A 14,993-nucleotide genomic window follows, 5' to 3' on the forward strand; every position below is an offset into this window, starting at 1 on the left:
TGGCCGCAGGGACAAGACAAGGAACACTGACGTGAACATCGCAGAGAACCGGCAGATCGCCGACATTGCGCACTACATTGGCGGGACCGTGCGCGCCGCCTCGTCGGACCGGTTCGCCGACGTCTTCAACCCGGCCACGGGCGCCGTGGCCGGGCGCGTGGCGCTCGGCTCGGCGCAGGACGTGGACGCCGCTGTGGCCGCGGCCCACGCCGCGTTCCCGGCCTGGTCCGAGACCGCGCCGCTCAAGCGGGCGCGCATCCTGTTCAAGTTCAAGGAACTGCTCGACCGCCACCATGACGACCTCGCCGCGCTGATCACGCGCGAGCACGGCAAGGTGTTCTCCGATGCCAAGGGCGAAGTCACCCGCGGCGTGGAGATCGTCGAGTTTGCCTGCGGCATTCCCAACCTGCTCAAGACTGACTTCACCGACAACATTGGCGGCGGCATCGACAACTGGAACCTGCGCCAGCCGCTGGGCGTGGTGGCCGGCATCACGCCGTTCAACTTCCCGGTGATGGTGCCGATGTGGATGTTCCCGGTGGCGCTGGCCTGCGGCAATACCTTCGTGCTCAAGCCGTCCGAGCGCGACCCCTCGCCCTCGCTGCTGATTGCCGACCTGCTCAAGCAGGCCGGCCTGCCGGATGGCGTGTTCAATGTGGTGCAAGGCGGCAAGGAAGCCGTCGACGCGCTGCTGGCGCACAAGGACGTGCAGGCCCTGTCCTTCGTCGGCTCCACGCCGATCGCCGAGTACATCTACACCGAAGGCACCAGGCGCGGCAAGCGCGTGCAGGCCCTGGGCGGCGCCAAGAACCACCTGGTGGTGATGCCCGACGCCGACCTCGACCAGGCCGTGGACGCGCTGATCGGCGCTGCCTATGGCTCGGCCGGCGAGCGCTGCATGGCCATCTCTGTGGCCGTGGCGGTGGGCGATGTCGCCGACAAGCTGGTGCCGCGCCTGGCCGAACGCGCGCGGTCGCTGAAGATCCGCAACGGCATGGAAGACGATGCCGAGATGGGCCCGCTGGTGACCGCCGCGCACAAGGCCAAGGTGGAAGGCTATATCGCCAAGGGCGTGGAAGAGGGCGCCAAGCTGGTGACCGACGGCCGCGGCCACAAGGTCGACGGGCACGAGAACGGCTTCTACGTGGGCGGCACGCTGTTCGATAACGTCACGCCGGACATGACCATCTACAAGGAAGAGATTTTCGGCCCGGTGCTGTCGGTGGTGCGCGTGCATGACCTGGCCGAAGCGGTGGACCTGATCAACGGCCACGAGTACGGCAACGGCGTGTCCTGCTACACCAGCGACGGCGGCGTGGCACGCGCGTTTTCGCGCCAGATCCAGGTGGGCATGGTGGGCATCAATGTGCCGATCCCGGTGCCGATGGCATGGCACTCGTTCGGCGGGTGGAAGCGCTCGCTGTTTGGTGATCACCATGCTTATGGGGAGGAAGGCATCCGCTTTTATACGCGGTACAAGAGCATCATGCAGCGTTGGCCGGACAGTATTGGGAAGGGGGCGGAGTTTACGATGCCGGTGGCCAAGTGAGGGGGTGGTTGGTGTTTCTTTGAGCGGCGTTGGCCTTTGCACCCAATAGCCATACGACATCCCCCTGCGGGGGCTGCCGGTCACTCTTCTTTGCGTCGGCAAAGAAGACTAACGAGAAGAAAGCCGACCCTGCCGGGGGCAGAGCAATCAGGCTGTTTTTGCCTCGGTGGTTGCGTCGTACGGCCCGGAGTGCCGGCGGGCTTCTGCCGGCACCGGCTTGACTGACCACGACGCTGCCAGCTTCCGGGATTCGTGGTGAGGCCCCCGGTAGCAGACATCGCTTGCTTCAAGCCGTCTGTCGCTCGCGGCGTGGCCGGCCACGAAGTTGCAGGTGCACCGGTTCCGTCGTGGGCGCGGTGGCACCGCCTTGATTGGCCCGAGACCTTCACCACCGCGCCCGCCCCACCACGAAACCATTGACGGGCGATGTGCCGTGGTGCTTCGTGCCGGTAACGGCAGATGTGGGAATGGTCACCACACACGAGGTCAGGGGGCCCACAACGAAACCCATGTGTCATGCCATTGCGATGCCCTACAAACCGGTACCGGCAGATGCCAGCAGAACTGCGGCCGCACGACGAAACCAGTACCCTTCGCACCCGCGATTGCTCTGCCCCCGGCAGGGTCGGCTTTCTTCTCGTTAGTCTTCTTTGCCGACGTGTATAGACCGGGGACATGGGTGACACATGTGCGAGGACATGGTTGACACATTTTAAGCGGCATTCGGGTCGTTTAGGTCGATGCTTCCGAAGCGATGATGTGCGAAGTAAAGGGCGTATTTGCCGCTGTGTCTGGCGTCAGGCCGCAGCGCCACGTGCAGCTTGGCTAGGGCATTCGAAACCTTGAAGCGACGTCCCTGGAAACAGAGCTCGCCGTGCCATTTGACCTGCACTACGGTGTCGTCAGGGCCGTATTCGATGGGCGGCAACTGCTCCGGATATGGCCTCGGGCTGGGCCGATACCGCGTGACGGGCGTCGCCAGGCCAAGGGCTTCGTGAGGTCGCTGCTGGTTGTAGACATCGCGCCAGCGATCGAATGCGCGCTGCGCATAACGGCAGGAAGCAAAGTCGTTGCCGGTGAGCACCTCGGCCTTAAAGGTGCGGTGGAACCGCTCATCCTTGCCATTGGTTTGTGGGTGCGCGGGGCGGCTATGGCTCAGGCGTACGCCCAGGCGAATCAACCAGATCGCCAGGGCCGTGAGCTGGCCGGGTTGGGAAGGGCTGCCCCAGGGCGCACCGTTGTCGGCGTTGATGCGCAGCGGCAGCCCATAACGACGGAAAGCCTCGCGCAGATGGCGCTGCACCACTGCAGTCTGGGTTCTGGTGCAGGCCGTGAGCAGGATATTGAAGCGGGAATGGTCGTCCAGCACTGTCAGCGGGTAACACGGCACGCCGTCTCGGGTGGCAAACCAGCCTTTGTAGTCCATTTGCCAGAGATGGTTGGGCTCGGGATGCTCGAAACGCTGCCATGCCACCGATTTGGCGGAGGCCTCCGGGGTAATTAGCCCGTGGCGATGCAGGATCGAGGTGACAGTGCTGGGAGCCGGCGCCTCGGTATGCCCCAGGTCCTGCAAGCGGCGGCTGATCTTGCGCCCGCCCCAGGCAGGATGCTGCTGGCGAAGCGCGATCACGGCCTGTTCAAGGTCGGCGTGGGTCTGTTCCGGGCTGCGACTGGGCCGCCGAGAGCGGTCGACCAGACCGGCCTCGCCTTGCTCGGCATAGCGCGCGAGCCATTTGTAGGCGGTCTGGGGACTGATGCTGAAACGCCGGCATAACTCGCGGCGATTGCTGCCCTCTTGCTGGGCCAGAAGGATGAATTCTTGACGAAGGCTCATGGTGTCGCGCGTGCTCCAAGGCATGGTCGGATTCCGGGCAGATTCATTGCCCGAAAGTGTCAACCATGTCCTCGCACACCCGTCACCTATGTCCCCGGTCTATACACCGACGCAAAGAAGAGTGACCGGCAGCCCCCGCAGGGGGATGTCGTACGGCCCTTGGGTGCAAGAGCCATCGCCGCTAAAAGAAACACCAATCAACCCAAAAGTGACGAACCCGCCCACCCCATCACGCTAAAATACGCCGCTTTTCAAAGCCGCCCAGCGCGCCAGGAGTACCCGCCGATGAGTCTGTTCCGCACCAAGAACATCGAGGCCATGCTGGCCGCCGCACGCGATGATGGCCTGAAAAAAGTGCTCGGTCCCGTCGACCTGATCCTGATGGGCATCGGCGCCATCATCGGCACCGGCATCTTCGTGCTGACGGGCACCGGCGCGCTCACGGCTGGTCCGGCGCTGACCGTCTCCTTCGTGATCGCCGCGCTCGCCTGCGGGTTTGCCGCGCTCTGCTACGCCGAGTTCGCCTCCGCGATCCCTGTCTCCGGCTCCATCTACACCTATAGCTACGCCACGCTCGGCGAGATCGTGGCGTGGATGATCGGCTGGGATCTGCTGCTTGAGTATGGTCTTGCGACCTCGGCGGTGTCGGTGGGCTGGTCGGGCTACTTCCAGTCGCTGATGGCGGGCTTCGGCATTCACCTGCCGGTCGTGCTCACCGCCGCACCGGGTGCCGTGCCGGGCGCGCAGACACTGTTCAACCTGCCGGCTGCCGTGATCATGCTGCTGATCACCTGGGTCGTGTCCTACGGCGTGCGCGAGTCGGCGCGCTTGAACAACGTGATGGTGGCCATCAAGATTGCGGTGGTGCTGCTCTTTATCGGGGTGGGCGTGTGGCACGTCAAGCCGGCCAACTGGCATCCGTTCGCGCCGTTTGGGCTGGACGGCGTCTTCAATGCGGCCGCGCTGGTGTTCTTCGCTTTTATCGGTTTCGACGCGGTGACATCGGCCGCCGAGGAAGTGCGCAACCCGCGCCGCGACCTGCCGATCGGCATCATCGGCTCGCTGGCGGTCTGCACCGTGCTGTACGTGACGGTGGCGGCCATCATGACCGGCATCGTGCCTTTCGCCAAGTTCGCGGGCATCGATCATCCGGTATCGCTGGCGCTGCAGTACGCGGGCGAGAACTGGGTGGCGGGATTCGTCGATCTCGGCGCCATCCTGGGCATGACCACGGTGATCCTGGTGATGACCTTCGGCCAGACCCGCATCATCTTTGCCATGTCGCGCGACGGGCTGCTGCCCCAGCGGCTGTCGACGGTGCACCCGGTGCATGCCACGCCGTTCTTCGCTACGTGGACGGTGGGCATCGTGTTTGCCTTCATTGCGGCTTTCGTGCCGCTCAATGTGCTGGCGGAGCTGATCAATATCGGCACGCTGTCCGCCTTCACGCTGATCTCGGTGGCAGTACTGGTGCTGCGCAAGACGCGGCCGGATCTGCCGCGCGCTTTCCGCTGCCCGGGTGTGCCAGTGGTGCCGCTGCTGTCGGTGGGCTTTTGCCTGTTCCTGATGGCCCACCTGCAGGCGCTGACGTGGGTGGCGTTCCTGGCGTGGCTGGCGATTGGCCTTGCGATCTACTTCCTCTACGCGCGCCGCAATGCGGTGCTGCACGGCGGCGCCTGACGCCGCCTGCGCTTACCGTTCGCGCGCGCCGGCTTCCCGCAGGAAGGCCAGCGCGCGCGGCTCCTCGACAAAGGCGGAGTTGATGCGGATCCAGGCCGAGCCCTCGCCGCCCGGCCGGAAGTAATTGCCGGGCGCCAGTGTCACCCCATGCTGCTCGGCCAGGGTCACCAGCTCGCGCGAATCCTCGATCCCGCGCGTGCGAGCCCACAGGAAATTGCCGCCCGCCGGCTCGCAGTACACTTCCCAGCCGGCGTCGCCCAGGTGCTGCACCGCGCGCGCGGTGGCCTGGCGCACGCGCAGCCGCAGCCGCTCCATGTATTTGCGGTAGGCACCGCGCTCCAGCAGCGCCGCCGTCACGCTCTCCGCGAAATGCGAGCCCGCTACGCTGGTTAGCACCTTCACATCCACCAGGTCCTTCACCAGCGCCTTGTCGGCCACCAGGTAGCCGACCCGCAGCGAGGCCGACACCGTCTTGGAAAAGCCGCCGATGTAGATCACGTGTTCGAGCTGGTCCAGCGTGGCCAGCCGGTCGGTGTAGTTGGTCTGGAAGTCCGAGAAGATATCGTCCTCGACAAAACGGAAGCCGTGCCGGCGCGCCAGCTCCAGCAGGCGGAACGCGACCGGCGGCGAGAGGGTCGAGCCGGTCGGGTTCTGCAGCACGCTGTTGGTGAAGAACAGCTTGGGCTTGTGCTCGCGCAGCAGCGCTTCGGCGGCGTCCGGGTCGGGGCCGTTGCGGGTTTGCGGCACCCCCACCAGCCGCACCCCGTGCAGGCGCAGCAGGCCGAACAGGTTGTAGTAGCCAGGATCCTCCACGAACACCGTATCGCCCGGCTTGAGCAGGCGCCGCACCACCAGGTCCAGCGCCTGGCTGGCGCCCGTGGTGATCAGCACCTGCGGCAGCTCCGCCGCGATGCCGAGCTGCCGCACGCGCGTCAGCACATGCTGGCGCAGCTCCGGGCTGCCCATCGGCGTGGCGTAGTGGATCACGCTGTTGATGTCGTTGCGCGAGACCTGGCGGATGGCCTGGGTCAGCCCTTCCACGTCGCGCCAGCTCTCGGGCACAAAGCCGCCCGCCAGCTTGAGCGTGGCGCTGGGATGGTTGAACTGCTCCAGGATATGGCCCGACAAATCTTCCGCCAGGCGCGGGTCCGACCAGCCATTGGCGCCGCGCGCCAGCAGCGGGCTGTCCGCGACGAAGAAGCCCGACCCGTGGCGGGAATCGAGCAAGCCCTGCGACACCAGCCGGTCATAGGCCTCGATCACCGGAAAACGGCTGATGCCATGCTCCGCCGCGAGCTGCCGGATCGACGGCAGGCGCGCGCCGGGGCGCACCTCGCGCGCGCTGATCCAGGTCTTGACCTCGTTGACGATCTGGTCGGTCAGGGGCACGCCGGTGGCGGGAACGAGGGTCAGCTTCATCGGCAGGGTGCAGGGGAAAGTGTCAGGAAAAACTACTGAACAGTTCATGTCAAACTGTTCGCAACTGTTCATGGGATTGTAGTTTGCGCTGTGAATAATGGAAGGCATGCGGCGGAAGTGCCGGCACTGGCCGGGCCGGTGGGCACGAGAGACATGGCCGCCATGCAGAACAGCGGAACAGCAGAACAGGAGTGATGAAATGCGCGAACTAAGGATCTTCGAATTCGATGAATTGGGCCGGCCGGTGAGCTGGCGCGCCCGCGAAGGCCAGCGCGTGAAGGCAGTCGAAGGCCGCCTTTGGCTCACGGTGGAAGGGCACCATGCGGACATCTGGCTGCTGCCGGGGGCCGTTTTTGCGCTGCCTGCCGGCGCCCGGGTGTGGTTGTCCGGCGAAAGCGAGGGCGCGCGCTTCACGCTGGCCGAGACGCCGGCCCCGTCGTCGTGGCGCTGGCTGGGCGGGCTGGCGAGTGCGCTGAAGCACCGCTTTGGCGAGCGCCGTGCCTCCGGCGCCGGCCAGTGCCCGGAACCGGGCCTCTGAGAGGCTATCGGCCGGGCCGCGCGCAGCGTGTCCGGCCATCCCGCTCCCATCTGTATTGGTAGAAGCCTGGCCAAGTGTCTGGTCGTGCGCTCTCCAGAATGCGGTTTGCCGGCATCGAACTCCCCCGATGCCGCGCTCCCTCCCTCCACATCGTCGCGTCAACTATGCGAGGATGTTCATGGCTGGCCGCGCCGCGCGCCAATAAGCGCTGCCGTGGATTGATTGCCGTTAACGTAAACGTCATATAATCAAGCCGTTGCGCCGGCACCAGCCAGACCGCTCGCGTGTCAGATCCGAGCCGCCTCCAGAGCGGCAGCCGTGGACGTCATGCGACCAGCCAGAACACCGAACATGGTGGAGACAATGACCGATCTTTCCGATGTGCAGAAGGGCGCTCAACCTGGCGCTCCCCATCAGGCGCAGGGACCGAAAGGGCCCGTCAACAAGGTGCGCTTTGTCACCGCGGCCTCGCTGTTCGACGGCCACGACGCTTCCATCAACATCATGCGGCGCATCCTGCAGTCCTCGGGCTGCGAGGTGATCCATCTCGGGCATAACCGCTCAGTGGAAGAGGTGGTCAGCGCAGCCTTGCAGGAAGACGTGCAGGGCATCGCCATCTCCAGTTACCAGGGCGGCCACGTCGAGTATTTCAAGTACATGGTGGACCTGCTGCGCCAGCGCGGCGGCGAGCACATCCAGTTGTTCGGCGGCGGCGGCGGCGTGATCGTGGCGGACGAGATCCGCGAGTTGCAAGCCTACGGCGTGGCGCGGATCTTCAGCCCGGAGGACGGCCAGCGCCTGGGCCTGGCGGGCATGATCGCCGACATGGTGCAGCGCTGCGATATCGACCTGGCGCGCTATGCCCCCACCACGCTCGATGCGATGAGAGGCGGCGACCGCCGCGCGCTCGCGCAGCTGATCACGGCACTGGAAAACGGCAAGGCGGATCCCGCGCTGGCCGACACCCTGCGCGCCGAGGCGGCCAAGGTGAAGACGCCCGTGCTCGGCATCACCGGCACCGGCGGCGCGGGCAAATCCTCGCTGACCGATGAGCTGATCCGCCGCATCCGGCTGGACCAGCGCGATGCGCTGTCCATTGCGGTGATCTCGATCGATCCGTCGCGCCGCAAGTCCGGCGGCGCGCTGCTGGGCGACCGCATCCGCATGAACGCGATCAACCATCCGCGCATCTTCATGCGCTCGATGGCCACGCGCGAGGCCGGCTCGGAGATCTCGCGGGCGCTGCCCGATGTGCTGGCGGCCTGCAAGGTGGCCGGCTTCGACCTGATCATCGTCGAAACCTCGGGCATCGGGCAGGGAGACGCGGCCATCGTTGCGCACGTGGACCTGTCGCTCTACGTGATGACGCCCGAGTTTGGCGCCGCCAGCCAGCTCGAGAAGATCGACATGCTGGACTTCGCGGATTTTGTGGCCATCAACAAGTTCGATCGCAAGGGCGCGCAGGACGCGTGGCGCGACGTGGCCAAGCAGGTGCAGCGCAACCGCGAGCAATGGCATGCCAGGCCCGAGGAGATGCCGGTGTACGGCACCCAGGCGTCGCGCTTCAACGACGACGGCGTGACCATGCTCTACCAGGGCCTGCGTGAAGCGCTGTGCGCGCGCGGCATGCGTGCGCCGGCCGGCGTGCTGCCGCAGTTGAGCGGACGCGTCTCCACTGGCCAGAACGTGATCGTCCCGCCGGCGCGCAACCGCTATCTGGCCGAGATCGCCGACACGGTGCGTGCCTATCATCGCCGCGTGGATGCGCAGAGCCGGCTGGCGCGCGAGCGCCAGCAACTGCGCGAGGCGCGCCGCATGCTGCTGGCGGCCTCCGGGCAGGAGGACCAGGGCGAAGCGCTACAGGCTCTCGCCACCGAACGCGACGCCGCGCTCGGCGCGCAGGAGCGCAAGCTGCTGGCGATGTGGCCGGAGATGCGCAAGGCCTACAGCGGCGACGAGTACGTGGTGAAGATCCGCGACAAGGAAATCCGCACCACGCTCACCACCACCACCTTGTCCGGCACCACGGTGCGCAAGGTGGTGCTGCCGCGCTTCGAGGACGATGGCGAAGTGCTCAGGTGGCTGCTGCGCGAGAACGTGCCCGGCAGCTTCCCCTACACCGCCGGCGTGTTCGCCTTCAAGCGCGAGAATGAAGACCCCACCCGCATGTTCGCCGGCGAGGGCGATGCCTTTCGCACCAACCGCCGCTTCAAGCTGGTCTCCGAGGGCCTGGATGCCAAGCGCCTGTCCACTGCCTTCGATTCGGTCACGCTGTACGGCGAGGACCCGCACACCCGCCCGGACATCTACGGCAAGGTCGGCAACTCGGGCGTGTCGATCGCCACGCTTGACGACATGAAGGTGCTGTACGACGGCTTCGATCTCACCAGCCCGTCGACCTCGGTGTCGATGACCATCAACGGGCCCGCGCCCACCATCCTGGCGATGTTCATGAACACCGCCATCGACCAGCAGCTTGACAAGTTCCGGGCCGACAACAGCCGCGAGCCCACCGCCGACGAGGAAGCCAAGATCCGCGCGTGGGTGCTGCAGAACGTGCGCGGCACGGTGCAGGCCGACATCCTCAAGGAAGACCAGGGCCAGAACACCTGCATCTTCTCGACCGAGTTCTCGCTCAAGGTGATGGGCGATATTCAGGCGTACTTTGTCCATCACCAGGTGCGCAACTTCTACTCGGTGTCGATTTCCGGCTATCACATCGCGGAGGCGGGCGCGAACCCGATCTCGCAACTGGCGTTCACGCTGTCCAATGGCTTCACCTATGTGGAGGCGTACCTGGCGCGCGGCATGCATATCGATGACTTCGCTCCCAACCTGTCGTTCTTCTTCTCCAACGGCATGGACCCGGAATACAGCGTGCTGGGCCGGGTGGCGCGCCGCATCTGGGCGGTGACGCTGCGCGACAAGTACGGCGCCAATGAACGCAGCCAGAAGCTCAAGTACCACATCCAGACTTCCGGGCGCTCGCTGCACGCGCAGGAGATCGACTTCAACGACATCCGCACCACGCTGCAGGCGCTGATCGCCATCTACGACAATTGCAATTCGCTGCACACCAACGCGTACGACGAAGCCATCACCACGCCCACCGGCGAGTCGGTGCGCCGCGCGCTGGCGATCCAGCTCATCATCAACCGCGAGTGGGGCGTGGCCAGATGCGAGAACCCCAACCAGGGCAGCTTCCTGATCGACGAGCTGACCGACCTGGTGGAAGACGCGGTGATGCAGGAGTTCGAGCGCATCGCCGAGCGCGGCGGTGTGCTCGGCGCGATGGAGACGGGCTACCAGCGAGGCAAGATCCAGGACGAGTCGCTGTACTACGAGCAGCGCAAGCACGACGGCACGCTGCCCATCATCGGCGTCAATACGTTCCGCAATCCCAATGGCGATGCTACGCCGCCATCGCTCGAACTGGCGCGTTCCAGCGAAGCGGAGAAGCAGGGACAGCTTGCGCGGCTGGCGGACTTCCACGCCCGTCATGCGGATGCGGCGCCGGCCATGCTGCAGCGGCTGCGCCAGGCTGTGATCGACAACGACAATGTGTTTGCGGTGCTGATGGATGCGGTGCGCGTGTGCTCGCTCGGGCAGATCACGCATGCATTGTTTGAGGTAGGAGGCCAGTACCGCCGCAATATGTGATCCGTCCGCCAGGGGCTGTCTCGTGCGAGGCCCCTGCGTTAAACTTGACGCTCGCGCCAGCCGCGTCGCCTTGCGGGCAGCGAGCGCCAGCGAAGATCAAGACCAAGACCAATCAGGAGTACCGTGTACGATCCCAACAATATCTTCGCCCGCATCCTGCGTGGCGAATTGCCTTGCAACAAGGTGTATGAGGACGCCGACACCATGGCCTTCATGGACATCATGCCGCAGTCCGATGGCCACGTGCTGGTCGTGACCAAGGAACCCGCCGCCGAGTTGTTCGACCTGTCCGACGCTGGCGCCGAAGCCGCCATCCGCACCACCAAGCGCGTCGCCCGGGCGGTGCGCGCCGCCTTCTCGCCGGACGGCATCTCGATCGGCCAGTTCAACGGCGCCGCCGCGGGCCAGACCGTGCCGCACGTGCATTTCCACATCGTGCCGCGCTACGCCGAGCGCACCCTGCGCGGCCACGGCAGCGACATGCAGGATCCGGAAATCCTCAGCCAGCACGCCGAGCGCATCATTGCCGCGCTGGGCGAAGCCTGACCAGAGACATCGGTGCGCCGTGACTGCGGCGCGCCACGCCAGAATCAAGCAACCAGCAACAAGGAAGACAAGATGGGAATCAGGACAGTGGGCATCGTAGGCGCCGGCACCATGGGCAACGGCATCGCGCAAGCGTGCGCCGTGGTGGGCCTGGACGTGGTGATGGTGGACATCAGCGACGCAGCGGTGAACAAGGGCATCGCCACCGTGGGCAGCAGCCTGGATCGCCTGATCAAGAAGGACAAGATCAGCGAAGCCGACAAGGATGCCGCACTCGCGCGCATCAAGGGCTCCACGTCCTATGACGCGCTCAAGGCCGCCGACATCGTGATCGAAGCCGCTACCGAGAACTTCGACCTCAAGGTCAAGATCCTCAAGCAGATCGACAGCATCGTCGGCGACAACGTGATCGTCGCGTCCAACACCTCGTCGATCTCGATCACCAAGCTGGCCGCCGTCACCAGCCGCCCGGGCAACTTCATCGGCATGCACTTCTTTAACCCGGTGCCGATGATGGCCCTGGTGGAGCTGATCCGCGGCCTGCAGACCAGCGATGCCACGCACGCGCTGGTGGAAGAACTGTCGAAGAACCTCGGCAAATACCCGATCACCGTGAAGAACAACCCGGGCTTCGTGGTCAACCGGATTCTCTGCCCGATGATCAACGAGGCGTTCTGCGTACTGGGCGAAGGCCTGGCGTCGCCGGAAGAAATCGACGAAGGCATGAAGCTGGGTTGCAACCACCCGATCGGCCCGCTGGCGCTGGCAGACATGATCGGCCTGGACACGATGCTGGCGGTGATGGAGGTGCTGTACACCGAATTTGCCGACCCGAAATACCGCCCGGCCATGCTGATGCGCGAAATGGTGGCGGCGGGTTATCTCGGCCGCAAGACGGGCCGCGGTGTGTACGTCTACAGCAAGTGATATAGAAGGAAGTCCCCCTTCCTCATAGGCGGGGGGAGCCAAGAAAGCTGGCAACGGAGCGATCCGTCGCCAGCTTTTTTTTCGGCTGTGGAACGCCCCGGCCTGCCGGCCTCTCCAGCACTGTCGGGATCGAGGGAATATGCCTCTTTCGGCCCCTGGGTATTTGTTGTCTGCCTGAATTTTTTAAATAAGAATCGATACCAACTTCAATTTAATAGAACGATCGTATTAAAAAATATTGTCAAGCTTGTGGTAACGAAAAAGCCGATAAATGCTGAGTGAAATCAATTTCGATCAAGTAAGGCCAGATGAATGGCTTGATTCATGCCTGATCGCTAAAGCTTTGTATAGACATTCCCGTAAACGCTGATATGCACTACGCGCCGCCGCGGTCGTGGCACTGTCCGTGCGCAACGCGTGCTTTGGAAAACCGATGGGGAATCTTTATGCGCAACAACCAACCCGTCTCGCAGCGCGAATACGAACTGCCTGAGAATGCGACGCTGATGTCGACCACCGACACCGAAAGCCGCATTGCCTATGCCAACGCGGCCTTTGTCGATGTCAGCGGTTTCACACGCGAGGAAATCCAGGGCCAGCCCCACAATATCGTGCGGCACCCGGATATGCCGGCCGAGGCGTTCGCCGATATGTGGGCCACGCTCAAGCGCGGCGAGCCCTGGACAGCGCTGGTGAAGAACCGGCGCAAGGACGGCGACCATTACTGGGTACGCGCCAATGCCATGCCGCTAGTGCGCAACGGCAAGCCGGTGGGATACATGTCGGTGCGCACCAAGCCCTCGCGCGAGGAGGTTGACGCCGCCGGGCGGCTCTACCAGGACTTCCGCGAGGGTAGTGCGGGCCAACGGCGTTTTCACAAGGGCCTGATCATTCAGGGCGGCTGGAAGCGTTGGGCGTCGGCCTTCAAGACCATGCCGGTGCGCTGGCGCATGCGCGGTGCCCTGGCAACCTTGCTGCCGGCCTCGGTCATTGGTGCCGCGGTGCTCGGCATGAGCGGGATGCCGCTGGCCGGCCTGGGTGGCATCGTCGCCGCCATGCTGCTGCTGGTCTCCGGCTGGCTGGAGGCGCAGATCTCGCGGCCGCTGGAGCGGGTCATGGCGCAGGCCCTGCGCGTGGCGTCCGGCGAAAGCCAGCAGGTCGAGCATATGGACCGCGTGGACGAGATTGGCATGACGCTGCGCACGATCAGCCAGCTTGGCCTGATGTTCCGCTGGCTGATCGACGACGTGAGCGAGCAGGTGCTGAACGTGCAAGGCGCAAGCAGCGAGATCGCGCAGGGCAACAGCGACCTGAGCGTGCGTACCGAGCAGGCGGCATCCAACGTACAGGATACGGCGTCGTCGATGACGCAGATGACGGCCACGGTCAAGAGCAATGCCGAGACCGCGGCCCAGGCAAACGAGTTGTCCGGCTCCGCCAGTACCGAGGCGGCCAAGGGCGGCAAGGCGATGTCGCAGGTGGTGGCGACCATGGAGGAAATCAGCAGCAGCTCGAAGCGGATCGGCGACATCATCAGCGTGATCGACGGCATCGCCTTCCAGACCAATATCCTTGCGCTGAATGCCGCGGTGGAAGCCGCGCGGGCCGGGGAACAGGGCAGGGGCTTCGCGGTGGTGGCCGGCGAGGTGCGCGGGCTCGCGCAGCGCAGCGCCAGCGCGGCCAAGGAGATCAAGGCGCTGATCGGCGCCAGCGTGGAAAAGGTCGACTCAGGGGCGCAACTGGTCAACGACGCCGGCCAGACCATGGACAACATCGTGGCGCAGGTCAGGCGCGTCTCCGACCTGATCGCCGAGATCAGCCTGGCTACGTCCGAGCAGAGCGCGGGCATCAGCCAGGTTGGCGATGCCATCGGCGACCTCGACCGCATCACCCAGCAAAACGCGGCGCTGGTGGAGCAGAGCGCGGCCGCCGCACAGAGCCTGAAACAGCAGGCCAACCGGCTGGTGGAAGCGGTCGGCGTATTCCGTTGAGCGCGCGCCACGCCGCATCGGGCCATGCCGCTAGGTGGCCACGAAGCGCGTGGCGGCGCTACTCGCCGTACTGCCGCAGCCCTTCCAGGTCCAATACCTCGATCACGCCGTAGTCGACCTTCACCAGTCCCTGCTGTTCCAGCACCTTCAGCGCCTGGTTGGCCCGCTGCCGCGATATGCCCGCCAGCAGCCCGATTTCTTCCTGCGAAATCTCCAGCGTGGTCCCCAGGCCAGGGTACAGGTGCTCATTGAACAGCGACGACACCGCGCGCGCCACGCGCGAATCGATATCGAGCAGCCGTTCGTATTCCACGGCGGCAATGAACTGTCCCAGCCGCTCATTGAACTGCGTCAGCAGGAACCGCGTGAACGGCAAGCTGGTATCCAGCAACCACTGAAAAGTCTCGCGCGGCAGGAACGCAATGCGCGAGCGCCGCAGTGCCATCACGTCATACTTGCGGATCTCGGCCTTGAGCACGGCACCTTCGCCAAACCAGCCCCCCGTCGGCACGCCGGTAAAGGTGACCGACTTGCCGGAAGGCGATACGGTAGTGATCTTGACGATCCCTTCCAGCACGCCCAGCCAGTGTTCCGCCTTATCGCCCTTATGGCAGACATAGTCGCCCTGGCTATATTCGCGCACGCACATGGCGCGCCGGACGATGTCGCGTTGTTCTTCGCTGAGGTCGGCTGCCCACACGCAGCGGTCGACGAAATCGTTGAGCATGACCTGAAGAACCTCCCCCGTAGGGATTAACCCGGAATTGTCATCGGCGTGACAACCGGGGGAAATGGCATGGGCTATCTTACGATCACCACGAACCGCGAATGCGCGCCAGGACAGGCGCG

At 64.9% G+C, this 14,993-nt stretch carries 10 protein-coding genes; 7 read left to right on the forward strand and 3 right to left on the reverse strand.

Annotation, left to right across the window (positions count from 1 at the left end; genetic code table 11):
- The first annotated feature begins 31 nt into the window (after positions 1–31).
- Positions 32–1,549: a CoA-acylating methylmalonate-semialdehyde dehydrogenase gene (locus F7R26_RS01795; RefSeq protein ID WP_150992070.1), complete on the forward strand. Its 1,518-nt coding sequence runs from the start codon at positions 32–34 to the stop codon at positions 1,547–1,549.
- 712 nt (positions 1,550–2,261) lie between these two features.
- Here the strand turns inward: F7R26_RS01795 and F7R26_RS01800 are convergent.
- Positions 2,262–3,407 (reverse strand): IS481 family transposase, encoded by a 1,146-nt coding sequence (locus F7R26_RS01800; RefSeq protein ID WP_193692081.1) that lies wholly within the window; start codon positions 3,405–3,407, stop codon positions 2,262–2,264.
- Between the two features lie 261 nt (positions 3,408–3,668).
- Here F7R26_RS01800 and F7R26_RS01805 point away from each other — a divergent pair, with 261 nt between their 5' ends.
- Positions 3,669–5,063 carry an amino acid permease gene (locus tag F7R26_RS01805; RefSeq protein ID WP_150989568.1) on the forward strand — a complete coding sequence of 465 codons (1,395 nt, stop codon included), beginning with the start codon at positions 3,669–3,671 and terminating at the stop codon, positions 5,061–5,063.
- Between the two features lie 12 nt (positions 5,064–5,075).
- Here F7R26_RS01805 and F7R26_RS01810 read toward each other — a convergent pair whose 3' ends face one another.
- Positions 5,076–6,482: an aminotransferase-like domain-containing protein gene (locus F7R26_RS01810; RefSeq protein WP_150989571.1), complete on the reverse strand. Its 1,407-nt coding sequence runs from the start codon at positions 6,480–6,482 to the stop codon at positions 5,076–5,078.
- Between the two features lie 199 nt (positions 6,483–6,681).
- Between F7R26_RS01810 and F7R26_RS01815 the strand changes: the two genes are divergently transcribed.
- The 5 genes from F7R26_RS01815 (at position 6,682) to F7R26_RS01835 (ending at position 14,144) form a co-directional block, all read left to right on the forward strand.
- Entirely contained in the window at positions 6,682–7,020 is a 339-nt protein-coding gene (locus tag F7R26_RS01815; RefSeq protein ID WP_150989574.1) for a DUF2917 domain-containing protein, read from the forward strand.
- A 363-nt stretch (positions 7,021–7,383) separates the two neighbouring features.
- Positions 7,384–10,680: a fused isobutyryl-CoA mutase/GTPase IcmF gene (icmF, locus tag F7R26_RS01820; RefSeq protein WP_150989577.1), complete on the forward strand. Its 3,297-nt coding sequence runs from the start codon at positions 7,384–7,386 to the stop codon at positions 10,678–10,680.
- Between the two features lie 123 nt (positions 10,681–10,803).
- Positions 10,804–11,226 carry an HIT family protein gene (locus F7R26_RS01825; protein WP_150989580.1) on the forward strand — a complete coding sequence of 141 codons (423 nt, stop codon included), beginning with the start codon at positions 10,804–10,806 and terminating at the stop codon, positions 11,224–11,226.
- A gap of 72 nt (positions 11,227–11,298) precedes the next feature.
- Complete coding sequence (locus F7R26_RS01830) at positions 11,299–12,153, forward strand: 3-hydroxybutyryl-CoA dehydrogenase (protein ID WP_150989583.1); 855 nt, start codon at positions 11,299–11,301, stop codon at positions 12,151–12,153.
- Positions 12,154–12,599: 446 nt separating this feature from the next.
- Positions 12,600–14,144: a methyl-accepting chemotaxis protein gene (locus F7R26_RS01835; protein ID WP_150989586.1), complete on the forward strand. Its 1,545-nt coding sequence runs from the start codon at positions 12,600–12,602 to the stop codon at positions 14,142–14,144.
- Positions 14,145–14,202: 58 nt separating this feature from the next.
- Here the strand turns inward: F7R26_RS01835 and F7R26_RS01840 are convergent, their stop codons facing one another.
- Positions 14,203–14,871: a Crp/Fnr family transcriptional regulator gene (locus F7R26_RS01840; protein ID WP_150989589.1), complete on the reverse strand. Its 669-nt coding sequence runs from the start codon at positions 14,869–14,871 to the stop codon at positions 14,203–14,205.
- Positions 14,872–14,993 lie beyond the last annotated feature (122 nt).

This window comes from Cupriavidus basilensis (assembly GCF_008801925.2).
In the GTDB taxonomy this organism is placed as follows: domain Bacteria; phylum Pseudomonadota; class Gammaproteobacteria; order Burkholderiales; family Burkholderiaceae; genus Cupriavidus; species Cupriavidus basilensis.

Coding starts and splice junctions, on each gene's coding strand:
- F7R26_RS01800 (WP_193692081.1), bottom strand. CDS start 3,407: ATGCCTTGGAGCACGCGCGACACCATGAGCCTTCGTCAAGAATTCATC.
- F7R26_RS01805 (WP_150989568.1), top strand. CDS start 3,669: ATGAGTCTGTTCCGCACCAAGAACATCGAGGCCATGCTGGCCGCCGCA.
- F7R26_RS01810 (WP_150989571.1), bottom strand. CDS start 6,482: ATGAAGCTGACCCTCGTTCCCGCCACCGGCGTGCCCCTGACCGACCAG.
- F7R26_RS01815 (WP_150989574.1), top strand. CDS start 6,682: ATGCGCGAACTAAGGATCTTCGAATTCGATGAATTGGGCCGGCCGGTG.
- icmF (WP_150989577.1), top strand. CDS start 7,384: ATGACCGATCTTTCCGATGTGCAGAAGGGCGCTCAACCTGGCGCTCCC.
- F7R26_RS01830 (WP_150989583.1), top strand. CDS start 11,299: ATGGGAATCAGGACAGTGGGCATCGTAGGCGCCGGCACCATGGGCAAC.
- F7R26_RS01835 (WP_150989586.1), top strand. CDS start 12,600: ATGCGCAACAACCAACCCGTCTCGCAGCGCGAATACGAACTGCCTGAG.
- F7R26_RS01840 (WP_150989589.1), bottom strand. CDS start 14,871: ATGCTCAACGATTTCGTCGACCGCTGCGTGTGGGCAGCCGACCTCAGC.